The following is a 24,742-nucleotide window of genomic DNA, read 5'->3' on the forward strand; positions in this document are numbered from 1 at the left end:
TTACTTCTAAAATTTACAAGGCTTCTTCTAATACTTCCGCATTTTGCTCTTTTTTCTGATTGATTTGGCTATTCAATTTCAGTACATCCTGAAACAACTGGTTAAACTGTTTCACTTGAGCATCTTCCTTAAACAAAATTTGATTGCCTTGCTTCTGCCACTCATATTTTTTTAACAGATCAAACATGGTTTCAGCTTTACCTAAAATTTGTAGCTCATTTAAGATTAAGGTATTTTCAGGGTCAAGTTCAGCATTCTGTTCGAGCTTATCCTGTAATGGTTTTTTGAGGTCCTTGCGCAAATCTATTTTTTTTAATTCGTTTAAAGCCTCAATTTTATTTTGTCTATTTTTTTGCTGATATTGCTGCATCGCTTGTCGTACAGTCACCAACATCTGTGTTGTTTCGACATAGTTCTGTTTACGGTCAGCATCCAAACGATTTACATCTAAAAAATGATCCCATTTGGCCGCTGCGAGCTGATTTAAATAAGTGTTTCGTGTATCAATATTCTTGGCCCAATATTTGAGTAAAAATTCGGACAAAGTTTTGTAATCACCTTTGAGCCGATTATCATGAATATCAATATTTACTGGTTTAGAGCGGTCTTGAGCTTGTTCAGAAAGTTGCCGCATTTTTTCAGTCATCACCAAATCAAATGCTTGGCGATTGGCTTCTTCATTCTTTACTGAAGTATGGTCATAGTAGAAAAATCCAATAACAGCCAGAAAAATGATACCGAAAACAATCAAAAGTCGACGCATACCAAGCTCCGAACATCCTTATAGATTACTTAGAATATCCTAAGCGACTCTTTTTTGTATATTAATTATGCAAAATAACAATAAATAACCTTTGCTGAATAAGCTTAAAATGGGCATCGCTTAAAAGTTTCACTTTAAATTTATGCAAACAAACCCCATCATAATCCAGAATTAGATTGTTAGAGATTTCCCATGCGCGTAGATATTTGGTCAGATGTGGTTTGTCCTTTTTGCTATATCGGTAAAAAACGTTTAGAAGCTGCTGCTGAACAAGCAGGTATTGAGCTTGAAGTCCATTGGCACAGTTTTGAACTTGATCCTGAAGCACCTACGCGTCAAGAAGTATCAAACTCTGAACGTCTTGCGCAAAAATATGGACGTAGCATCCCTGAAGTTGAAGATATGCAACGTAATATTGCAGCAATGGCGAAAGAAGAAGGAATTCAATTTAACTGGGAAAATGCCAATTCAGGAAATACCTTTAATGCCCATCGTATCATTCACCTTGCACAAAGTAAGGGTTTAGGTTCAGAAGCAGAAGAAGCTTTTTTCTATAGCTATATGACCCAAGGTTTACCAATTGGTGAGCGTGAAACAATTGAAGATGTTGCATCTCGTATTGGTTTAAATCCAATAGAAGTTGATGATGTTCTAGACTCTGAAGAATATGCTGACTTTGTAAAATTCGATGAACAAGTTGCTCATGAACAATTAAAAGTAACAGGTGTACCATTCTTTGTCTTTGATCAACGTGTGGCTTTAGCGGGTGCTCAACCACGTGAAGTCTTTGTACAAGTATTAGAAAAAGCCCTTGAAACTGCAAATGATGCTGAAATCGAACAACAGGATGGCCCTGTTTGTACTGATGAGTCTTGTGAAGTTCCCAACAAATAAACTCAGACAATGAAGAAATTCCTTGAAGGAATTTCTTCATTGTTCAATCACTATCATAATATTTAAGAGAATGGCTAAAAAACCAACGTAAATAGATCATAAAAATATATTGAATGATTTCTATGCCTTATTTTTAATGGGCCATTTTTTAAAATTTTACGTGCCATTTTTGCAATACAGCGTTGCAGAAAAGGAACTATTCATCACCTTTTTCTTAGACTAAGATCTGTAAATATTTTTCGTTCCCACGAAATTCATGCGCTGTAGTTTCTTTTTTAATTTTCTTATTTTTTAAGACACAACACCTCCTTTTTTGGAGGTGTTTTTGTTTATTCCATAATAAAATCGGCCTTGAGGATAAAATTAAAGTTATCCACAAAAGCGTATAATTTTTCTTCATTCTCGATTTTCAAACCAGCATGGCAGTTATTCAAAATTGCTGATCTATTCTTGGATAAGTGTAGATTTTGTCTTCAAAGAATTTTTAGCTTAAAAGCTTTACTACAATTGGGCTTTGTATAATAAAAGCACTTATCTATTCAAAAACAGCTTAAGTCATGCTTTGATTCGCGATATCGCTAATAGAATACGCTTCATTTTAAATAAATTTATGTTTTTTGTACTTAAAATAGCGATTTCATTGAAATTCAGTGTTTTTTTAAGGCATAGTTATACTGAAAATTAAAAACTGAATGACTCAAAGTTTAAGAAGTGGGCATATGAATAAAATATCAATCTTCTCAAAACTACCTTATGTCTTAATATTAGGCGGTTTTTTTGGGAACGCTGCATTTGCAGAAGTAAATAGCAGTCTTGAAGCGAATGCTAAAACGGGGAAAGTTGATCAGCAACCTTCTTTAGCCACCACCAAAGAAAATGAGATGGGCTTGCTCAACTATATACCAAAAATTGTTGACTCAACACCGACCATTTTCCCAGAACAATCTAATCAGGTTATTGTTCCTCCAACAGATGCAACAGAAGATCAAACTTGGGCCGACAAAAAGCAGAAAAAGATTAGCAATTGGGCAGATCGTACAGCCAATAAAATGGACAACTGGTTTGGAAAAACTGATCCAGCACATCCAGCATCAGCAACGTTGCGGATCATTGTTGATAATCAATGGAACAAACATGATGGTTATGATGTCAATCCTCGTATTCGAGGAAAAGTAAAATTACCCACACTTGAAAACCGTTTAAGTGTGGTGTTTGGTGATGATTCATTAGATGATGAAATTTCCAATAATATTGCGATCAATAATAATCATGCTGATGGCGATCCAGATAAACGCGTGGATGGTAAACAAATCCGTGATGATAACAGCTCGATTGCTTTACGTTGGTCACAGCTTTCTAAACGCTTACCTTTTGACTTAGATGCAGACCTTGGTATTCGTTCAGGCGATGATATTTATGCACGTTTAAAGGCCCAAAAGGATTGGAAACTGGGGAATGATTTTACTTTTCACGCGGAACAAATTTATCGCTATGGCATCGACAGTGAAAACTACTTGAGAACCAACTTAGAGCTAACCCATGCTCGCCCCAATCAGCCCTTTATTTCTAACCAATTCTATGTGACGTATGCAGATGAACAAGACGATGATTTAACTTGGGATAACCGTACTTATCGTCAACATCAGTTCTTTAAAAACAATCGCTTTAACTACGGTATCTATACTGGTGGTTATTATAATAATAATGACCTTAAGCTCAACAGTTGGGGGCCTTTCGTGTCTTGGCGACAACCTGTTTGGCGTGAATGGTTTTACGTACAAGGCGATTTAAATTATTTTAATGATCGTCGTGAAGATCGTAGCCATTTCCCAAGTGCTTTGGTCCGTTTAGAAGCGTTATTTTAAACATCAGATGAATCTTTAAGCTGAACTGTGGATAAGTTTCGACTTATCCACTGATGTTGATAAAACGCCTGCCACATCCTTTTAATTCAATGAGGCAATTGAAAACAATTCAAAAGTAAAACTATAAGCGGGACCAAAGTCGCTAGAATTTGGCATATACATTGTTTCGTAAGTCATTCGCCCAATCGCCCTAACTTCTTTATCAACTAAAGCATCGTCTATTTTAAGACTTGGATGTACTACTATCGGTAACGCCATTCCCCCTTTCCCATCGCTAGCTGCAAGTTCATACTTCTGACCATTTTTTTTCAATATACCAATCACAGCAGCCTGTGTGTTTTGTCGTAAGAACATGGCGTTATGTACTGAAAGATCTGTGGTATTTGCATTGCGCTTTTCAACAGGTGGCAGTTCATATGCCATCACTACTGTTGTAGCTAAACTGAGTAATATAGAACAGCCTATACATTGAATTTTTTTAAATTTATTCATTTAATCTTATTGATAAAAAAGCCTATTTTTAAGATAGGCTCTGTTAAAACAAATGACGACTTATTTAAGCAATAAATTGTTAATACGTTTTACATATTCCGCAGGATCATCAGGTAAACCACCCTCAGCAATTACGGCCTGATCAAAGATTACATTGGCTAAATCATCAAACTGGGCTGAACCTTCCAATTTTTTCACTAAAGGATGTTCTGGGTTAATTTCCAGAATTGGTTTAGATTCAGGTACAGCCTGACCCGCTTGTTTTAACATACGAATCAATTGCGGCGAAAGCTCGCCATCACTGGTCACTAGACATGCTGGTGAGTCCACCAAACGCGTTGTCACACGCACTTCTTTGGTCTTGGCTTTTAATGAATCAGAGAGTTTTTCAACCACAGGTTTAAACTGTTCTGCGGCAGCTTCAAGTGCTTTTTTCTCTTCCGCATCTTGTAAATCACCAAGATCAACTGCACCCTTTGCGACATTTTGCATAGGTGTGCCATCAAAGTCATGCACAAACTCCATCGCCCATTCATCAACACGGTCTGCCATAAGCAAAACTTCAATGTCTTTTTTACGGAACAATTCGAGTTGTGGTGAGTTTTTCGCAGCCGCTAAGCTATCGGCGGTCACATAATAGATGGCTTTTTGCCCTTCTTTCATGCGTGCTTTATACGCTTCCAATGATGTTGATACTTCATCATTGTTCGAAGTAGAGAAGCGTAAAAGTTTTAGAATACGTTCACGATTACCAAAGTCTTCACCTAAACCTTCCTTGATTACTGAACCAAATTCAGCATAGAAGGTTTTAAATTTGTCTTGGTCAGCTTGATCTTCTGATTTTGCTAAAGCATCCAATGTTGTTAATACACGACGTGCATTTCCTTCACGGATGGTTTTCACATCACGGCTTTCTTGTAAAATCTCACGGCTTACGTTAAGCGGCAGATCAGCACTATCCACCACACCTTGTACAAAACGTAGATAATTTGGAATCAGATTGTCTGCATCATCCATAATAAATACACGTTTTACATAAAGTTTAATGCCTGCTTTAGCTTCACGTGTGAAAATATTACTTGGTGCTTTACTTGGAATATAAAGCAATTGGGTATATTCAGTACTGCCTTCAACTCGGTTATGTGCCCAAGCCAATGGTGCATCAAAGTCATGCGTTAAATTCTTATAGAATTCTACATACTGCTCTTCAGTAATTTCGCCTTTGCTACGTGTCCACAAAGCACTTGCTGAGTTAATCGCTTCCCATTCATCTGTTTTAACATAATGACCTGGTTTTTTCTCTTCACCTTCAGCAGCTTCTTCTTCCTGCCAAACTTCCTTCTGCATTTCGATAGGTAAGCTGATATGGTCAGAGTATTTATTGATAATTTGTTTAACTTTATAAGATTCTAAATAATCCAACGCATCATCACGCAAATGCAAAATAATCGACGTTCCACGTGAAGCCTTCTCAATTTGTTCAACTTCAAAGTCACCCGTACCGCCACTGATCCAACGTACACCTTCTGATGCATCTAAACCTGCACGACGAGATTCAACGGTAATTTTATCAGCAACGATAAAACCAGAATAAAAACCTACACCAAACTGACCAATCAATTGCGCATCTGCTTTTTGATCACCAGATAACTTTGACATAAAGTCTTTGGTGCCCGATTTAGCAATCGTCCCTAAGTTATCAATTGCTTCTTGTTGGCTTAAACCAATACCATTGTCTGAGATGGTGATTGTTTTGGCATCTTTATCTAAGCTTACACGAACATGTAAGTCTGGATCATTCTCATAATATTCAGGATGGTTAATTCCTTCAAAACGTAACTTATCACATGCATCTGAAGCATTTGAAATCAGCTCGCGTAGGAAAATTTCAGGGTTAGAATAAAGTGAATGCGTCACTAAATGTAAAAGCTGAGCCACTTCTGCTTGAAAGCTATGCTTTTTTGAACTGTGTTGTACGTTCTGTTCACTCATAAAATCACTCCGTAAATTCATAACGCTTTTTTATTGAATGCATTAGAAATGGAGTGGTTTAAGCATATTTCAATAGGCAAATTTAATTTTTTTTAAAATGGGCCTTGTTGATAAACTCGATTCATATAAATCTCTAGTTTTTGCTGACGCATCTGATACGCATCGGTTAAACAGCGTAGATTGTCCTGACATTGATTGCGCAGTTGTAACCATTTCACTTGCTGATCCTGTATCACACCCCGTGTTCCCATCGGAACGAGTTTACGGATAATGGTATAGGTGGTCGCCATTTTGACATCTGCATCGTTTAAACTGCGATGCTCACAAATGGCATGTTCGCTTTTGGTTTGAGCATGCTCACAATTAAAACTTGCAGCATTGGCTATAGTGCTGCTACTTAACCCTACAAATATTATAAAAATTAAATTTTTCATATCATGTCAAAGTCTTATTGATGTTCTGATAGATTAAATGGATTTAATCAGCGCTTATATAGCTAAAAATAACGATTTTCTATTGCTTCTTGTTTCAATATATAAGGCTCTGTAAAAATAAAAAAACTCGGTAAATTTACCGAGTTTTTTATGATTCTAAAGCGAACTTAGAATCTATAGCTATAACCCAAAGTATAGATAACTGGATCAATATCTAAATCAAATTTTGCAGCAGTGGTATTACCCGCTTTAACAGTCACTTCTGGACTTAATTGCGCATAACGGGCATCAAAGAAAACACCCCAGTTTTTTGCATCAGCAGGTTGGAAGTTAAAACCGATTTGGCCAGCAAAACCAAAATCATCTTTAACTTTAACCTTAGTGCCCGCCAATGCCCCAGATGATTCCTCATCCCATGCAAGGAATGCTGTACCACCCACACCAATATACGGTGTAAAACGTGTAGAGTTTTTAAAGTTATATTTAAACGTTACAGTTGGTGGTAAGTGTTTAAGGTTAACTGCTTTTTCACCATCTAATTTCACATCGTGGCTAATTGGTGTCGCCAATAAAACTTCCGCAGAGAAAGGTGTTTCACCAAAGATATATTCTACAGAAGGCGTAAAAGCATATTCATGGTCTGCTTTCACAGTACCAACACCAGCAACTTTGGTGTCTTGTGTTGGTGCAATCACCGAACCACCAACTTTGACTTGCCAATCTGCAAATGAAGCAGAAGAAATTGCCATTAATGCAATAAGAGCAGTTTGCTTTAACATTATAAATACCCCAGCGTTGTTATTAATAAACATTAAACATAGGTATTAATAATATTGCAACATTTATTTAAATCAAAAATTATTATATATTTTCAAACAATTGTTATATAAGTAAATTTATTTTAATCATATCAATATAGTTGGTTTTTAAATCCAACTTAATTAATCAAGATTATTTAATTAAAACCAAGTATTTTAATCAAGATAATATTATCTATTGGTTAGTTATTTTAAATAAATCAAATCACAGCTATTATTTTATTTTTTCAATATTTATAGTAAATTTCCTGCAAATACAAGTTATTTTAGACCAAATAACCATAAAAAAAGGAGATTCATCAATCATTTAATGAATCTCCTTATGTCTGATCAGTACCGACTTATAAAACCATCGCAGCAATCCAACCAAACACCAATAATGGAATATTAAAATGGATAAATGTTGGAACAACCGTATCCCAAATATGATCATGTTGCCCATCTACGCCCAAACCAGCCGTAGGTCCCAAGGTCGAATCTGAAGCTGGTGAACCCGCATCTCCTAGTGCTGCCGCAGTACCAATTAAGGCAACAGTTGCAAGTGGAGAGAAGCCGAATTGTACACATAAAGGAACATAAATGACTGCAAGCACAGGCACACTTGAAAATGATGAACCAATTCCAATCGTTACAAATAAACCAATAAATAACATCAAGAAAGCAGCTAGCGCTTTATTGTCACCAATCAAATGTACAACACCGTTGACCAACTGATTAATATCCCCAGTATGGGTCATCACCGATGCAAAACCCGCAGCAGAGATCATGATAAAACCGACCAATGCCATCATACGCATCCCTTGTACAAAAACATCATCCGCTTCTTGCCATTTAAAAATCCCTGCGGCAGAGAGAACAGAGAATCCAACCAATCCGCCAAGAATCATTGAGCCTGAATACAATTGAGAGATCAGGGTTAAAATGATTGCCAGCAATGCCATAAGAATAGTTTTCTTGGCAATCACAGGAGCTTCTTGCTTGGCTTCTTGCTCTAAAGCAATGCCATCAGCTTTTAATACCTCAACATTTACCGCACGAAGTGGTTTATCTAAATCAATCGTGGTAATTGGTGCAACATTACGATCAACATAAATACGCGGTTTACGATAACTGACAAAAACGGCAAATAAAGTACCAATCACCATACCCAATACAGGAATAGCCATACCCATAGGCATCATGCTTCTTTCAACATGCAGATGATAAGCAGCGCCAATTTTGTTGATATTCCCCATCAGAATTTGTTCAAGAAAAATTGCACCAAAGCCTACAGGCAAGAAGATATATGTGCCGACTAAACCTAAGGTCAGTACACATGCTGCGGCACGACGGTCGAGTTTCAAGTGATTCATCACTTTTAATAACGGTGGAACAAGCACAGGAATAAACGCGATATGCACAGGAATTAAGTTTTGTGAACAAATCGCGGCAATCAGTAAAATACCCAATAATAAGAATTTTACTTTGGTTGCTTGTTTCTGCGTGGCTTCCATACCGAGTAAGCCTATCAGTTTATAGGCCAATAAATCAGGCAAGCCTGACTTTGAAAGTGCCAAAGCGAAAGCGCCTAATACCGCATATGCCAAGGCAACTTCTGCACCATCACCTAAGCCCGCATTAAATGCTGTAACTGTATCTGACAGACTTAAACCTGCAACCAACCCACCTATAATTGCTGAAATAACCAATGTTAAAACAACAGAAACTCGTGCCAGTGACAAGATAAACATCACGGCAATCGCAATAACGACAGCATTCATGGAGAAATTTACGAAAATTTGAAAGCCGATATTTTATCAGATTCACTACAATGAAGCTGTAATTTAGTCGGACTGGTCATAAAATGAATAGGCCATGTGAAAACATAGCCTATTTTTATAAGAGCTCACATCACTTTAAGCGAATCAACTCTCACTATTTTTGAGTGCAAATGTTTGAATATATTGTGCAATCTCTTGTGGTTGGCTAAGTACTGCCCAATGGTTTGCATCAACTTCTACACGTTCAAAATCTGTTGCCCATTTAGGCACTTCATCAATCAATTCTGGGCTTACAAATTTATCTCTTAACAGTACAACCGCCTGTACAGGACATACTGCATAACGCTCACGTGGTCGAGTTAAACGTGGAAGAAAGTTAGCACGGTATAGCCCGATACCATGTTCACCATCTTTTGCAATATTTTGGTTTAACGGTAAGCCTTTCTTTTTCTCAAGTTGCGTTAAAATTGCGCCCCAGCGTTGTGGGCTAAAGAAATGCCAAACGGTCGGTGCAAGAAATGGTAACTGGAATGCGACGATATACCAAGATTTAAATAACTGCTTAAAAAATTTAGGCTTTTCATGTAAAAACTGTTCACGCATCCAAAAAGCAGCATGATCTAAACAAGGTCCAGACATGGTGGTATAAGACAAAATACGGTTTTTAAATTTAGGTTCAGTCACAGATTCCCACGACTGAATCGAGCCCCAATCATGCGCTGCAAGATGAAAATTACGATTGGGCAGTAGCTCATTTACCACGCACTCTAAATCCAAAGATAAGCGTGCTAAAGCATAATCACGAATTCGTTTCGGTACAGAAGACTGCCCTGCCCCACGTACATCATAAGTAATGATGTAAAATTTTGAGATCAATTGTTCAATAATAGGTTCCCAAACTTCCTGATTATCAGGATAGCCATGGACCAAAACCAATGCAGGGTTTTCAGCATTACCCCATGTTTTTGCATAAAGTTTTTGCTTATCTTGTGTGGATATCCAATAAGTTTGCACTTGCATTGAGTCACCTTTTATTGTTTTACCATTGGCTGTGATTTCGTAGTAGAGGGCATTTGGATCAATGCCACATTCCATTCAGTTCTTTATTATGGTTTAAAAATCGATAACTAGAATTGACCATGAATGCGCTAATCAAAAAACTACAGACAATCCCATTTGTTTCCAAATTTATGTTGAATCATTTTTCTCCATATAAAGGTGCAGGGATTGAAATCGAAAAAATTGATCTAAAAAACTATCATGTTCGGGTCAAAATGCCACTGACACACAGCAATCAAAATATTGTTGGTGTGCACTTTGGCGGTAGTTTGTATTCAATGGTTGATCCATTTTATATGCTTCTTTTAATGCATCATCTGGGTCCGAAATATATGGTTTGGGATAAAACCGCAAGCATCAATTTCCTTTCCCCTGGACGTAGTACGGTTTATGCAGATATTCGTTTAGATGCGATTGAAATCGAACATGTCAAAGATTTAGCTGAAAACTATAGTCCAGTCTATCGTAACTATACCGTGAATATTTTTGATGATTCTGGCTTAAGAATTGCTGAGGTACAAAAAACCGTATATATCCGTCGTAAAAACCCACACCCCTTAAAACGCTAAATAAGATTAAAATCAGTCTTACTAAAACGAAATATCAATAGATGCAACAAGAGTACTGAAGTGGTCAGATCTTTTAAGCTTAGATATGAATAGGGATAAAAAATAAGCGCATCACGTAATCAGCAATGCTAATACGTTGCGCTTATTTTTATTGAGTCTTGGGTTTAGACGCTTACTTATTTTGCTCAATAGCAGCACCAGCACCACCACCGATCGCGCCACCAATTGCAGCACCGGCATCACCGCCAAGAACACCTTTACCAAGGACTGAGCCAATACCCGCACCGATACCACTATAGGTTGCATTGCGATTTGAACCATTGTTGGCTTTGCTTCCTACAGCAGCACCACCGCCTGCACCAACAGCAGCACCAACGCCATTACCTGCATGATTACCTACACCGCCACCAACAGCACCACCAAGGGCCGCTGAAGCAATACGCTTATCGTTTGCTGACATGTTTTCACAACCTGTAAGCATCACAATAGGTAAACTCACACACATCATAGTCATTACTATTTTTTTCATGTTATTCATCCTTTCTATCTGAACTTACAAATGCAATTGATTACGACTGATTTTATGAAAACACTAATTTATGGATTAAATTAAATTTTCATGTTGCCATTTGTAGTCTTTGATTATCAAAGATGCACAATCGAATTTAAATAACATTCATGTTAATAAGAAATTATTAGGTCGCTTTCATAAAGTAAAAGATGATCATGTTGAGTGAATTATATTGGTATTGAAGTCCCTTCTCGCTTTGGGAGAAGGCTAGGATGAGGGAAATTTCATGTTGATTTATCGTTTTAAAAAGGCGTTATGAAAAAAGCCTATTTTTGAGCAACCATTTCCTAGTTAAATATTTAAAAACAACGGGGTAATCATTAAATAACTCATATTGAATCTTAATTTTTCTTATTTAAATTTCTCTTTGAGAAAACGATAACTTGCATAAACAAGCATCAAGATTGCCAGCTGGCTGAATACCAAGAAAAGCATAAAAAAGAGTTCAGCAAAGACAACGCCAAGTTGATAGTGATACAAGGATTGGAATAAATAGCCATTTCGACCTAAACCTATGGTCATATCTTGTTTCGCGAAATGCCATTGCATCATCGAAAAACTAAACCAGATAAACCCAAGAATACATACAACTACAAGCACCGCATCCCACAACTTAAACTGCGCTGCCTGGAGCGTTGTTTGAGGTATAGTTTGACGCCCTTCTTGCCAAATCATGCAAAATAAAAAAACGGCCCAAATGCTGCTCAATAGCGAAAAATATGCAGTCACCGATACGGTATAAAAAGCCAAGGGACCAAACCTTCCCGTTTGAATCTTTAATTTTTCTGTGATGAATTGAAATACATCGTGCTGCCAATTCATTTCTGGCTGAGCTGGTAAAAACATCAACAAGCAGACAGGAACGAACATGACTGCCAGTAAAACTATCCATATATTTCTAATTTTAACTGCCATTTTTAATGTTTGTGACTGAGATCTACTCAGTATATAAAAAAAGACGCCCTAAGGCGTCTTCTTCATTTCAAAAGCTGTTTAACTTAGAAAGAATCTTCGTTTAAAGCTTGAGAGAATGCTTGATCAACCTCAGAGAAGTCATTTACAAGCTCATGCTCTGCAGCTTCTGCTTCTTGACGACGACGTTCTAAGTGGTATGCAAGACCAGTACCTGCTGGAATCAAACGACCTACAACAACGTTTTCTTTCAAACCACGTAAATCATCTTCTTTACCTGTTACAGCCGCTTCAGTTAACACACGGGTTGTTTCCTGGAACGATGCAGCAGAGATGAACGAGTCAGTAGAAAGCGATGCTTTGGTAATACCCATCAATTGACGTTCATACTTCGCAGGGAACTTGTTCTGAGCCAATACCGCTTGGTTTTCACCCACAACGCGGATGTAATCCACTTGTTCGCCTTTGATAAAGCTTGTATCGCCACCGTCGGTAATGTCAACTTTACGCAACATTTGACGAACGATTACTTCGATATGCTTATCGTTGATTTTTACACCTTGTAAGCGGTAAACGTCTTGAACTTCGTTCACGATGTAGTTGGTTAATGCAACTTCACCTTTCAAACGCAAGATGTCATGTGGGTTTTGTGGACCATCAGAAATGGTTTCACCACGGTTCACATGCTCACCTTCAAACACGTTAATGGTACGCCATTTTGGAATCAACTCTTCATAAATTTCAGAGCCATCATCTGGTGTAATCACTAAACGGTTCTTACCTTTGGTTTCTTTACCAAAGCTTACAACACCTGAGATTTCAGCAAGAATTGCATGTTCTTTCGGCTTACGTGCTTCGAACAAGTCAGCTACACGCGGTAGACCACCGGTAATATCACGAGTACGTGAAGTTTCTTGTGGTACACGACCAATAACGTCACCAACACCGATCGTCTCGCCATCACGAACAGTCACGATCGTGTTTTGTGGCAAGAAGTAGAACTGTTCGCCGCCATCGGTTGTATCCAACACGATTGCAGGACGCAAATCTTTACCAGAAGCAGGACGTGCTGTTACAGGTAAAATTTCAACCGTGGTCATACCTGTTGCATCATCAGTTTTCGATGTTGCAGTTACGCCATCCGAAATTTGGCTGAAGCGTGCTTTACCAGCAACTTCTGTAACCAATGGATGTGTATGCGGATCCCAAGTTGCAACAATACCACCGCCTTCTACAGGTTGACCATCTTTAATCAAGATAGACGCACCGTATGGAAGTTTATAACGCTCACGTTCGCGACCTAAATCATCAGCGATACCGATTTCACCTGAACGTGAAACAGACACCAAGTGACCTTTGGCATGTTGAACAGTTTTAACGTTATGGAAACGAACTGTACCTTTGTTACGTACTTGTACGCTATTTGCAGCAGACGTTCGGCTTGCAGCACCACCTACGTGGAATGTACGCATGGTTAACTGTGTACCAGGTTCACCAATTGATTGCGCAGCCATAACACCAACAGATTCACCTGGATTCACCAAGTGACCACGCGCCAAGTCACGACCATAACATTTAGCACATACACCGAAAGTCGAAGCACAGTTTACAACTGAACGTACTTTAACTTCATCGACACCCGCATCTTCAAGATACGCCGCGATTTTCTCGTCAATCAATGTGTTACGTGGAAGCACAACTTCATCTGAACCCGCTTTTTTCACGTCTTCAGCAGTTACACGTCCTAATACACGTACACTTAATGGCTCAATGACATCGCCACCTTGAATGAACGGAGTCATTACAAGACCTTCGAGCGTACCACAATCTGGCTCAGTAATAACCAAGTCTTGCGCAACGTCGACTAGACGACGTGTCAAGTAACCAGAGTTTGCTGTTTTAAGTGCTGTATCGGCCAAACCTTTACGCGCACCATGTGTTGAAATGAAGTACTGAAGTACTGTCAAACCTTCACGGAAGTTTGCTTTAATCGGTGTTTCAATGATCGAACCATCTGGTTTCGCCATCAAACCACGCATACCTGCAAGCTGACGAATCTGAGCTGCCGAACCACGGGCACCAGAGTCAGACATCATGTAGATACTGTTGAATGATTTTTGCTTCTCGTCTTCACCCTGTTTGTTTTTAACAGTCGTGAATGACAAGTTGTCCATCATCGCTTTGGCAACTTGGTCGTTAGTACGCGCCCAAATATCGACAACTTTGTTGTAACGCTCACCCGCTGTTACGAAGCCTTGCTCGAATTGTTGTTCAATTTCACGAACTTCAACTTCTGCTTTTTCGATAATTGCTTGTTTTTGTGGCGGAATCAACATGTCTTCCATACCCACAGAAACACCAGAACGTGTTGCTTGGCGGAAGCCCAAGTACATCAATTGGTCAGCAAAGATAACAGTATCTTTCAAACCTAATTTACGGTAGCAAGAGTTAATCAACTTAGAGATGTTCTTTTTAGTCATCTCAACGTTGATTTGTTGGAAATCCATACCTTCAGGAACAACTTCCCAAAGTAAGCAACGACCAGGTGTCGTATCTACAACAATAGTTTGATGCTCACGGTTACCGTTTTCATCAATCACTGTTTGGTGTACACGTGCTTTTACACGCGCATGTAAGTCAACTTGACCTGTTGCAAGTGCACGGTTTACTTCGTGAGTATCCGCAAACACCATGCCTTCACCTTTGGCATTGATTGCATCACGTGTGATGTAATACAAGCCCAAGACAACGTCCTGAGAAGGTACGATGATCGGCTCACCGTTGGCAGGTGACAAGATGTTGTTGGTCGACATCATTAACGCACGAGCTTCTAATTGAGCTTCAAGTGTTAATGGAACGTGAACCGCCATTTGGTCACCATCGAAGTCGGCGTTAAACGCAGCACAAACGAGTGGGTGTAAACGGATCGCTTTACCTTCAATTAGAATAGGTTCAAATGCTTGAAGACCTAAACGGTGAAGTGTTGGCGCACGGTTCAACATCACTGGATGTTGACGAATTACAGATGCAAGAACGTCCCAAACTTCAGGAGTTTCACGCTCAACCATTTTCTTCGCAGCTTTAATGGTTGTTGCTTGGCCAGAAGCTTGTAGCTTAGCAAAGATAAACGGCTTGAATAATTCAAGTGCCATTTTCTTCGGAAGACCACATTGGTGCAAACGTAAAGTTGGACCTACAGTAATTACCGAACGACCAGAGTAGTCAACACGCTTACCAAGTAAGTTTTGACGGAAACGACCTTGCTTACCTTTGATCATATCTGCCAAAGATTTAAGCGGACGTTTGTTCGAACCGGTAATTGCACGACCACGACGACCATTGTCCAATAACGCATCTACAGACTCTTGTAACATACGTTTTTCGTTACGTACGATAATGTCTGGTGCAGCAAGGTCAAGAAGACGTTTTAAACGGTTGTTACGGTTGATCACACGACGATAAAGATCGTTCAAGTCAGAAGTCGCAAAACGACCACCTTCAAGCGGTACCAACGGGCGAAGATCAGGTGGAAGTACTGGAAGTACATTCATCACCATCCATTCTGGCTTGTTGTTTGACTCTTTGAACGCTTCCATCAACTTCAAACGTTTAGAGGCTTTTTTAAGCTTCGTTTCTGAAGTTGTGTTCGGAATTTCTTCACGTAAACGAGAAATTTCAGCTTCAAGATCGATGTCTTTCAACAAATCTTGAACTGCTTCTGCACCCATTTTTGCGCTGAATTCGTCACCATGTTCTTCTAACGCAGTGAAGTATTCTTCATCGTTAAGAAGTTGGTACTTTTCCATTGGCGTCATGCCAGGATCAGTAACGACATAAGATTCGAAGTACAATACACGTTCGATATCACGTAAAGTCATATCAAGTAATAAACCGATACGGCTTGGTAGTGATTTCAAGAACCAAATATGCGCAACTGGAGAAGCAAGCTCGATGTGACCCATACGCTCACGACGAACTTTTGCAGTTGTTACTTCAACGCCACATTTTTCACAAATGACGCCTTTATATTTCATACGCTTGTATTTACCACACAAGCATTCGTAATCTTTTACTGGACCAAAGATTTTGGCACAGAATAAACCATCACGTTCTGGTTTAAACGTACGATAGTTAATGGTTTCTGGCTTTTTAACTTCACCGTGAGACCATGACTTAATCATTTCTGGTGACGCAAGACCAATACGGATACGGTCAAACTCTACTGGAGCGTGACCATCTGAATCCGTCTTTTTGCGCATGATATCGAGCAAGTCTTTCAATTTTTTTCTCCGTGTGTCAAAGCGCTTTTCAGGCTACGACTGGGTCACAAATATTGTTTTTTCACTGAATTTTAATCCCCCTTGATCCCCCTTTTTCTAAGGGGGAAAGTCCCTCTTTCATAAAGAGGGATTTAGGGAGATTCAATGGTGAAGTTTAGTCACCATTTTTCAGTTCAATGTTGATACCTAAAGAACGGATCTCTTTGGTCAATACGTTAAACGATTCAGGCATACCCGGATCCATATAATGGTTACCATCTACGATGTTTTTATAGATGCGAGTACGACCTTCAACGTCATCCGACTTCACAGTAAGCATTTCTTGAAGTGTATAAGCAGCACCATAAGCTTCTAGTGCCCAGACTTCCATCTCACCGAAACGCTGACCACCGAATTGTGCTTTACCACCAAGCGGTTGTTGAGTTACAAGTGAATAAGAACCAGTAGAACGTGCATGCATCTTGTCATCAACCAAATGGTTCAACTTGAGCATGTACATATAACCAACAGTTACTGGGCGGTCAAAACGCTCACCTGTACGTCCGTCATACAATACTGTTTGACCTGTACGTGAGATACCACCAAGCTCAAGTAACTCTTTGATCTGACTTTCTTCTGCACCATCAAATACTGGCGTAGCTAAAGGAACACCTTTACGCAAGTTACCTGATAACACCAAGATTTCTTCATCAGTTAAGCTATCAAGATCTTCTTGCTCGCCACCAACTTTGTTATAAATCTTGTCTAAGAAATCACGAAGCTCAAGAACGGTACGTTGCTCTTTCATCATCTTGTCGATCTTATCGCCAAGACCTTTTGCAGCCATACCTAAGTGAGTTTCAAGAATCTGACCCACGTTCATACGTGATGGTACACCCAATGGGTTAAGTACGACATCAACTGGAACACCATGGATGTCATGCGGCATGTCTTCAACAGGCAAGATGTTTGATACAACACCTTTGTTACCGTGACGACCCGCCATTTTATCACCAGGCTGAATACGACGTTTTACAGCTAAGTAAACTTTAACAACTTTCAATACACCTGTTGTAAGCTCATCACCTGTAGAAAGTTTGCGTTTTTTCTCAGCAAATTTCTCATCAATCTCGTAGCTCTTCTCTTTCAAGAACACTTGAATTTGAGTTAAGCGTTCAGCGATACCTTCATCTGTTGGTTGAACTTCTAAAAGATCAACAAGCTCTAAACCAGACAATACATCTTCAGATAGCTTATCACCGCGCTTGGTCGTACCGCCGCCATTCGACTCTTGGCCTTTTAACAAACGGATAATACGTTCACGAGCAGCTTCTTCGAAGATTTTGAATTCTTCTTTCAAGTCTTTACGGTAAGCATCAAGTTGCGCTTTCTCAATCGCTTGAGCACGTTCATCTTTCTCGATACCGTCACGTGTAAACACTTGAACGTCGATGACTGTACCTTTAACGCTTGAAGAAACACGTAAAGATGAATCTTTAACGTCTGCCGCTTTCTCACCAAAGATTGCACGAAGTAATTTTTCTTCAGGGGTTAATTGTGTTTCACCTTTAGGTGTCACTTTACCAACAAGAATATCACCCGCTGCAACTTCAGCACCGATATAAACAATACCTGATTCATCAAGTTTAGATAACGCTGCTTCACCTACGTTAGGAATATCGGCAGTGATTTCTTCCGCACCTAACTTCGTATCACGCGCAACACATGATAATTCTTGAATATGAATTGACGTTAAACGATCTTCTTGAAGAACACGTTCAGATAATAAAATCGAGTCTTCGTAGTTATAACCGTTCCAAGTCATGAACGCGACACGCATGTTCTGACCCAATGCTAATTCACCACCATCAGTTGATGGACCATCAGCAAGAACGTCACCACGGCCGACTTTATCGCCCATGCTCACAAGCACTTTTTGGTTAATACATGTGTTTTGGTTTGAACGCGTGTATTTGATCAAGTTGTAGATATCTACACCTGCTTCACCCGCGATCATTTCATCTTCGTTGACACGAATAACCACACGTGATGCATCTACAAACTCAATGCGTCCGCCACGTTTCGCGATCACACATACACCAGAGTCGTGCGCTACGTTTGCTTCCATGCCGGTACCCACAAGTGGTTTATCAGCAAGCAATGTAGGAACAGCCTGACGTTGCATGTTTGAACCCATCAATGCACGGTTGGCATCATCGTGTTCAAGGAATGGAATAAGTGATGCAGCGACAGATACAACCTGTTGAGCAGATACATCCATATGCGTCACTTTTTCAGGTGGCATACGAACGAAGTCACCTTGGTGACGTACTGAAACGAAGTCTTCTGTTAAATGTCCATCTTTATCCAATGCAGAATCGGCCTGTGCAATAACAGTACCTACTTCTTCAATTGCAGATAAATATTCAACATCATCTGTTACACGACCATCAACAACGCGACGGTATGGTGTTTCCAAGAAACCGAAGTTGTTCGCTTTTGCATAAACAGAAAGCGAGTTGATCAAACCAATGTTTGGTCCTTCAGGTGTTTCAATTGGACATACACGACCATAGTGAGTTTGATGTACGTCACGTACTTCAAAGCCCGCACGTTCACGTGTCAAACCACCAGGCCCAAGCGCAGATACACGACGTTTGTGTGTAATTTCTGACAATGGGTTGTTTTGATCCATAAACTGTGACAATTGGCTTGAACCAAAGAATTCTTTGATTGCAGCAGCAACTGGTTTCGCATTGATCAAATCTTGTGGAGACAAGTTATCTGTTTCAGCTTGGTTTAAACGCTCTTTAACAGCACGTTCAACACGAACTAAACCAACACGGAATTGGTTTTCTGTCATTTCACCAACAGAACGTACGCGACGGTTACCCAAGTGATCGATATCGTCGACTTCACCTTTACCGTTACGAATTTCTACCAGTGTTTTCAGTACATCAATGATGTCATCGTTAGAAAGAATACCTTCTACTTCACGAGACTTCTGATCTGTACCCACTTCGTAAGGACGACCCAAACGACGGTTAAACTTCATACGACCCACAGGCGATAAATCATAGCGCTCTGTAGAGAAGAATAAGTTATTGAATAAGTTTTCAGCCGCTTCTTTCGTTGGTGGCTCACCTGGACGCATCACTTTGTAGATTTCTACAAGTGCTTCTTCACGACCAGATGTTGTATCTGCACGTAAGGTGTCAGCAACAAAAGAACCACGATCGATGTCATTGGTGAACAGGATATTAAATTGTTTAATACCACCTTCAGCAATTCTGACCAAAATCTCATGACTTAATACAGTGTTAGCAGTAATTACTTCACCGTCTTTAAGTACGATATCTTCAGCAGTAATACGCTCATACAAATATTCATCTGGAACTGGAAGTTTAGTTAAACCAGCAGCTTCCATTTGACGTACATGGCGAGCATTAATACGTTTACCTTGTTCAACAATGGCTTTACCATCATTGTCCACGATATCAAATTGAGCCATTTCACCACGAAGACGTTCAGGCACAAGGTCAATCTGATAGCTACCCATATCAAGATATACAGGTACTTTTTCGTAGAACATATTCAGAATTTGTTCATTGCTATAGCTCAATGCACGTAACACAACAGTCGCAAGTAATTTACGACGACGGTCAATACGTACAAAGACTAAATCTTTAGCATCAAACTCAAAATCTAACCATGAACCACGATAAGGAATAATACGTGCTGAATAAAGCACTTTACCGCTTGAATGCGTTTTACCTTTATCATGGTCAAAGAATACGCCTGGTGAACGGTGTAATTGAGATACGATTACACGCTCAGTACCATTGATGACAAAGGTACCATTCTCAGTCATGAGTGGCATTTCACCCATGTACACTTCTTGTTCACGTACGTCTTTAATAGATTTCGTTTCACGATCTTTGATGATCAAACGAATTTTAACGCGCATTGGTGCCGCAAAGGTTGAGCCACGAAGAATACATTCGCGAACATCAAACTCTGGTTTACCAAGACTATACTCAACGAATTCTAAAGCAGCATTGCCCGAATAACTTTCAATAGGAAAAACTGAACGAAATGCAGCTTGGAGACCGATATCTTCGCGATTTTTTGGTGTTTTGCCATCTTGCAAGAATGTTCTGTACGAGTCGACTTGAATCGAGAGCAGGTACGGAGCATGCATGACTTGGGGCAATTTACCAAAATTCTTACGGATCCGTTTCTTTTCGGTATATGAGTATGCCATCTGGAGTCCTCGGAAAGTAAACTAAGTCCGCCTGCAGAACGAACTTAGAAGGAATTACGCAGGTCGATATGACCACCACTTTTATACAAATGCTGCAAATTTCAGTGGTACAAAACGCTTAGCAATATTTTTAAAATGGAAAAATATTGCTAAGCGTTTGATTGTGTTTATTTATTTTTAAAATTGATGGTTTTTCTACCAATCAATCTAAAATCGAGCCGATTATTGTAACGCAAAAAGGCTGATGACCCAAGAGCCATCAGCCAATTTTTGGGGTCAAATTAAAATTCGACCCCTAGCGAAATTACTTAACAGTAACTGTAGCACCAGTTTCTTCAAGTTTTTTCTTAAGTTCTTCAGCTTCTTCTTTAGAAACGCCTTCTTTAAGATTTGAAGGAGCGCCTTCTACTAAGTCTTTAGCTTCTTTCAAGCCAAGACCAGTAACTTCACGTACTGCTTTAATTACAGCAACTTTGTTAGCACCGAAAGAAGTCAATTCAACATTGAATTCTGATTGCTCTTCAGCAGCAGCAACAGCAGGACCTGCAGCTACAGCTACAGCAGCAGCTGATACGTTGAATTTCTCTTCGAAAGCAGAGATAAGTTCAACAAGTTCAAGAACAGTTTTTTCAGCAACTGCGTTTAAGATTTCTTCGTTAGTTAAAGCCATGAGAATAACTCCAAATGGATATTGAATGGTGTGTGAAATTTATTAAGCTTATGCAGCTTCTGACTCGTTTTTCTCTTTGAGCGCTGTAATAAGGCGACCCAATTTCGAAATAGGAGCTTGAAGAACATTGGCAAGCATAGTAAGTGCTTTTTCTTGGTTCGGAAGATTCGCGATAACGCTAACGTCAGCACCTTGATAAAGTTTGCCGTCAAATGCAGCAGCTTTAAGTTCAAATGCTTTGTTAGTTTTAGCAAATTCTTCAAACAAGCGAGCAGCTGCGCCCATGTCATCTTCAGAAGTTGAAAAAGCTAGAATAGTTGGACCAACAAGGTTTTCGTCTAAGATATCAAATTGAGTACCTTCGAAAGCACGTTTAGCCAAAGTGTTACGCACGATACGTGTCTTAACACCTAACTTACGAGCTTCAACACGAAGTGTAGTCAATTGTTCAACTGTTAAACCTTGGTAGTCAGCAACAACAGCAGCAAACGCGGTAGAAGCAACTTCATTTACTTCCGCAACGATCTGTTTTTTGTCTTCGATAAGAAGAGCCATTGTAAAACCTCCTAACGGTGATTTATGCAATCCACGGACTGCACTCCCAATTCGTAAATCAATCTCTTGACTTACACGCGGAGGAGGAATCAATCACACCACCGCGTCTACTCAGACTGGTATTTTAAGAAGCGAATCCGAAGACTCCCCTCGCCTGAGGTCTTTGACGCTGATAAATTTACATCTATCAATTCAAAGTCCGCCTGATGATCAACAAAGCAATGCTTTATCAATCCACAAGAAGAAAAGCTCAACCTCAATAGAAGTCATCACTCTTTCTTGCGTAAAATTTGAAGTAACACTTCAAATTTTACTCAGGACTTTAAAATTCTTTTATCGCAATATAATTATTGAAAAATAATTATTTAGAAACGTTTTGTACATCAACAACAAGACCAGGACCCATAGTTGAGCTCAAAGTGATCTTTTGGATGTAGATACCTTTAGAAGTCGCAGGTTTTGCTTTCTTAAGGTCAGCGATAAGCGCTTCAACGTTTGAACGAACAGCTTCAGCAGTGAAACCTACTTGACCGATCGCAGCGTGGATGATACCCGCTTTGTCTACACGGTAACGTGCTTGACCAGCTTTTGCATTTTTAACTGCAGTTGCTACGTCAGGAGTTACAGTACCCACTTTAGGGTTTGGCATTAAGCCACGTGGACCAAGGATCGTACCTAACTTACCAACAACACGCATTGCATCTGGAGCAGCAATCACAACATCGAAGTCTAAGTTACCCGCTTGAATGCTTTCAGCAAGATCATCAAAACCAACGATGTCCGCGCCTTCAGCTTTAGCAGCTTCAGCAGCAGCGCCTTGAGCAAACACAGCAACACGTACAGTTTTACCAGTACCTGCAGGAAGTGTAGTCGCGCCACGAACAACTTGGTCAGATTTACGAGGATCAACACCTAGGTTTACCGCAACATCCAAAGATTCTTTGAATTTTGCAGCAGGTAGGCTGCTAAGAACTTGTACTGCTTCTTCCAAAGTGTAAACTTTGTTTGCTTCAATAGCTGCAGCAATGGCTTTTTGACGTTTAGTTAACTTTGCCATGTCTTATAGCTCCACTTCCAAGCCCATAGAACGCGCAGAACCAGCAATGGTACGTACACGTGCGTCTAAATCAGCACCAGTTAAATCTGGTTCTTTAGTAGTCGCAATTTCTTCTAACTGAGCGCGAGTCAACTTACCAACTTTAGTTTTGTTTGGTACAGCAGAACCCTTTTGGATACCAGCAGCTTTCTTAAGAAGAATCGCAGCAGGTGGAGTTTTCATGATGAATGTGAACGACTTATCGTTGTACACAGTGATCACTACAGGAATTGGAAGACCTTGTTCAACTTTTTGTGTAGCAGCATTGAATTCTTTACAGAATGCCATGATGTTAACACCACGTTGACCTAGTGCAGGACCAATCGGTGGAGATGGATTCGCTTTACCAGCTGGAACTTGCAGCTTGATATAGCCGTCAATCTTCTTAGCCATTTCAAATTACCTCTGGGTACAAACGCCTTTTAGAGCTCCCCAACATTTCAAGTAACGATACCGTTACAACAACAATGCCCGATCCATAACAAATCGGGCGCTTTCAAACAGTGCAAATTAAATTGTTTTTTCGACTTGGCGAAATTCCAATTCAACTTGAGTTGGTCGATTAAATACATTAATCGTCAACGTTAAACGTGATTTTTCGTACTGAACTTCTTCCACCACACCTTTAAAGTCTGTGAATGGACCGTCAGTAACAAGTAATTCTTCACCCGGCTCAAACATCGTCTTAGGACGAGGTGCTTCACCTTTATTGTGTACACGTGCAAGAATCGCATCAGCTTCTTTTTGCGTAATTGGTGCTGGCTTTTCAGCTGTACCACCGATGAAACCTAATACTTTTGGACATTCTTTAACAATGTGCCAAGTTTCATCATTCATTTCCATTTCGACTAACACATAGCCAGGAAAGAATTTACGCTCTGATTTACGTTTCTTACCATCCTTCATCTCTACCACTTCTTCGGTAGGAACAAGGACTTCACCAAAACTATCAGCAACAGCGCTACGCTGGATTCGATCATTAAGTGAACGCATCACTTGTTTTTCATAACCTGAATAGGCATGAATAATGTACCAACGTTTCATAGCTCTCTTACCCGATAATAAACTTCATAAACCAACCGATGATATAGTCAAAACACCACAAAATAATTGCGGCAACTACAACAACGAGGAGAACTTGCCATGAAGTGGTTACTGTTTCATGTTTCGTAGGCCATGTAACTCGACGCAATTCGATACGAGAGTCTTTAAGCAAACGAACAAAGCCTTTGCCTTGATGGGTGGCGTATAATAAACCTAAAGCTACGATGATACAAGCTAAAATTACCCCAATACGCACCCAGACACTATTTGCAGGTGCCCAATATGCTGGAAGATATTGATTTGTCATCAACGCACCGCCAAATAAAGCCAATGCTATGATCCACAAAATAAAATCAAATGGAGAACTTGTCTTCACCATTTCAGCAGAATTGTTGCTTTGAGGAATTGCCGCGCCGCCCATTGCGTCACGTGATTTATCATTCGACATTTTTGTACTCGTCGTAGGTTTCGCGACTTATTATATGACCAGTTTAGCCGACATCAAGTTTTTTATTTAAAAAATGGCAGGTCAGGAGGGACTCGAACCCCCAACATTCGGTTTTGGAGACCGACGCTCTACCAATTGAACTACTGACCTATAAACAAACCGAGAGCCTAAACTCTCGGTTAGAACAAACATATTAGCGGTTATGCAGTTACTTTAGCAACTACACCAGCACCAACTGTACGACCACCTTCACGGATCGCAAAACGTAGACCTGGGT

21 protein-coding genes and 1 tRNA gene are annotated in these 24,742 nt (G+C 39.7%); 3 read left to right on the forward strand and 19 right to left on the reverse strand.

Annotated features, from left to right (window positions below; genetic code table 11):
• Positions 1-13: 13 nt before the first annotated feature.
• Positions 14-763 (reverse strand): hypothetical protein, encoded by a 750-nt coding sequence (locus AC07WY_RS20130; RefSeq protein ID WP_004818529.1) that lies wholly within the window; start codon positions 761-763, stop codon positions 14-16.
• A gap of 192 nt (positions 764-955) precedes the next feature.
• On the opposite strand from AC07WY_RS20130, the gene AC07WY_RS20135 reads away from it, so the two are divergent.
• Positions 956-1,657 carry a DsbA family oxidoreductase gene (locus tag AC07WY_RS20135; RefSeq protein WP_494736995.1) on the forward strand — a complete coding sequence of 234 codons (702 nt, stop codon included), beginning with the start codon at positions 956-958 and terminating at the stop codon, positions 1,655-1,657.
• 719 nt (positions 1,658-2,376) lie between these two features.
• Positions 2,377-3,522, forward strand: a complete 1,146-nt coding sequence (locus AC07WY_RS20140) for a hypothetical protein (RefSeq protein WP_262084834.1) — start codon at positions 2,377-2,379, stop codon at positions 3,520-3,522.
• Between the two features lie 81 nt (positions 3,523-3,603).
• On the opposite strand, the gene AC07WY_RS20145 is transcribed toward AC07WY_RS20140, so the two are convergent.
• From AC07WY_RS20145 to AC07WY_RS20170, 6 genes are all read right to left on the reverse strand, one after another.
• On the reverse strand, positions 3,604-4,014 hold the full coding sequence (locus tag AC07WY_RS20145) for a hypothetical protein (protein ID WP_494736996.1): 411 nt from the start codon (positions 4,012-4,014) through the stop codon (positions 3,604-3,606).
• 60 nt (positions 4,015-4,074) lie between these two features.
• A complete protein-coding gene (gene htpG / locus AC07WY_RS20150; RefSeq protein ID WP_262084833.1) occupies positions 4,075-6,006 on the reverse strand; it encodes a molecular chaperone HtpG in 1,932 nt (643 codons plus the stop codon).
• A 92-nt stretch (positions 6,007-6,098) separates the two neighbouring features.
• Positions 6,099-6,440, reverse strand: coding sequence for a lysozyme inhibitor LprI family protein (locus AC07WY_RS20155; protein WP_004818519.1), 342 nt, complete (start codon positions 6,438-6,440; stop codon positions 6,099-6,101).
• A gap of 167 nt (positions 6,441-6,607) precedes the next feature.
• On the reverse strand, positions 6,608-7,219 hold the full coding sequence (locus tag AC07WY_RS20160) for an OmpW/AlkL family protein (protein WP_034617314.1): 612 nt from the start codon (positions 7,217-7,219) through the stop codon (positions 6,608-6,610).
• A gap of 380 nt (positions 7,220-7,599) precedes the next feature.
• Positions 7,600-9,018, reverse strand: coding sequence for a Na+/H+ antiporter family protein (locus AC07WY_RS20165; RefSeq protein WP_004818515.1), 1,419 nt, complete (start codon positions 9,016-9,018; stop codon positions 7,600-7,602).
• 144 nt (positions 9,019-9,162) lie between these two features.
• The gene (locus tag AC07WY_RS20170; RefSeq protein ID WP_270383221.1) at positions 9,163-10,038 is read right to left on the reverse strand and encodes an alpha/beta fold hydrolase; all 876 of its coding nucleotides are present in this window, start codon (positions 10,036-10,038) and stop codon (positions 9,163-9,165) included.
• 119 nt (positions 10,039-10,157) lie between these two features.
• Between AC07WY_RS20170 and AC07WY_RS20175 the strand changes: the two genes are divergently transcribed.
• On the forward strand, positions 10,158-10,646 hold the full coding sequence (locus AC07WY_RS20175; protein ID WP_004818511.1) for a PaaI family thioesterase: 489 nt from the start codon (positions 10,158-10,160) through the stop codon (positions 10,644-10,646).
• A gap of 172 nt (positions 10,647-10,818) precedes the next feature.
• Here AC07WY_RS20175 and AC07WY_RS20180 read toward each other — a convergent pair whose 3' ends face one another.
• From AC07WY_RS20180 to AC07WY_RS20235, 12 genes are all read right to left on the reverse strand, one after another.
• Positions 10,819-11,175: a YMGG-like glycine zipper-containing protein gene (locus tag AC07WY_RS20180; protein WP_004718470.1), complete on the reverse strand. Its 357-nt coding sequence runs from the start codon at positions 11,173-11,175 to the stop codon at positions 10,819-10,821.
• 393 nt (positions 11,176-11,568) lie between these two features.
• Positions 11,569-12,132 carry a hypothetical protein gene (locus tag AC07WY_RS20185; protein WP_262084832.1) on the reverse strand — a complete coding sequence of 188 codons (564 nt, stop codon included), beginning with the start codon at positions 12,130-12,132 and terminating at the stop codon, positions 11,569-11,571.
• A gap of 83 nt (positions 12,133-12,215) precedes the next feature.
• Positions 12,216-16,409, reverse strand: coding sequence for a DNA-directed RNA polymerase subunit beta' (rpoC, locus tag AC07WY_RS20190; protein WP_004718473.1), 4,194 nt, complete (start codon positions 16,407-16,409; stop codon positions 12,216-12,218).
• 154 nt (positions 16,410-16,563) lie between these two features.
• Entirely contained in the window at positions 16,564-20,652 is a 4,089-nt protein-coding gene (gene rpoB, locus AC07WY_RS20195) for a DNA-directed RNA polymerase subunit beta (protein WP_004718475.1), read from the reverse strand.
• A 304-nt stretch (positions 20,653-20,956) separates the two neighbouring features.
• Positions 20,957-21,322, reverse strand: a complete 366-nt coding sequence (gene rplL / locus AC07WY_RS20200) for a 50S ribosomal protein L7/L12 (RefSeq protein ID WP_004818508.1) — start codon at positions 21,320-21,322, stop codon at positions 20,957-20,959.
• 48 nt (positions 21,323-21,370) lie between these two features.
• Positions 21,371-21,877 (reverse strand): 50S ribosomal protein L10, encoded by a 507-nt coding sequence (gene rplJ, locus AC07WY_RS20205; protein ID WP_004718479.1) that lies wholly within the window; start codon positions 21,875-21,877, stop codon positions 21,371-21,373.
• A 361-nt stretch (positions 21,878-22,238) separates the two neighbouring features.
• Positions 22,239-22,934 carry a 50S ribosomal protein L1 gene (gene rplA / locus AC07WY_RS20210; RefSeq protein ID WP_004718482.1) on the reverse strand — a complete coding sequence of 232 codons (696 nt, stop codon included), beginning with the start codon at positions 22,932-22,934 and terminating at the stop codon, positions 22,239-22,241.
• A 3-nt stretch (positions 22,935-22,937) separates the two neighbouring features.
• Complete coding sequence (rplK, locus tag AC07WY_RS20215; protein ID WP_004718484.1) at positions 22,938-23,366, reverse strand: 50S ribosomal protein L11; 429 nt, start codon at positions 23,364-23,366, stop codon at positions 22,938-22,940.
• A gap of 117 nt (positions 23,367-23,483) precedes the next feature.
• Positions 23,484-24,017: a transcription termination/antitermination protein NusG gene (gene nusG / locus AC07WY_RS20220; protein ID WP_004718486.1), complete on the reverse strand. Its 534-nt coding sequence runs from the start codon at positions 24,015-24,017 to the stop codon at positions 23,484-23,486.
• A 7-nt stretch (positions 24,018-24,024) separates the two neighbouring features.
• The gene (secE, locus tag AC07WY_RS20225) at positions 24,025-24,465 is read right to left on the reverse strand and encodes a preprotein translocase subunit SecE (RefSeq protein WP_004718489.1); all 441 of its coding nucleotides are present in this window, start codon (positions 24,463-24,465) and stop codon (positions 24,025-24,027) included.
• A 74-nt stretch (positions 24,466-24,539) separates the two neighbouring features.
• Positions 24,540-24,615: transfer RNA gene (locus tag AC07WY_RS20230), tRNA-Trp, on the reverse strand.
• A 50-nt stretch (positions 24,616-24,665) separates the two neighbouring features.
• A partial coding sequence (locus AC07WY_RS20235) for an EF-Tu C-terminal domain-related protein (protein ID WP_445585612.1) occupies positions 24,666-24,742 on the reverse strand: 77 nt, incomplete at its 5' end.

This window comes from Acinetobacter sp. GW821-FHT01C12 (assembly GCF_059422625.1).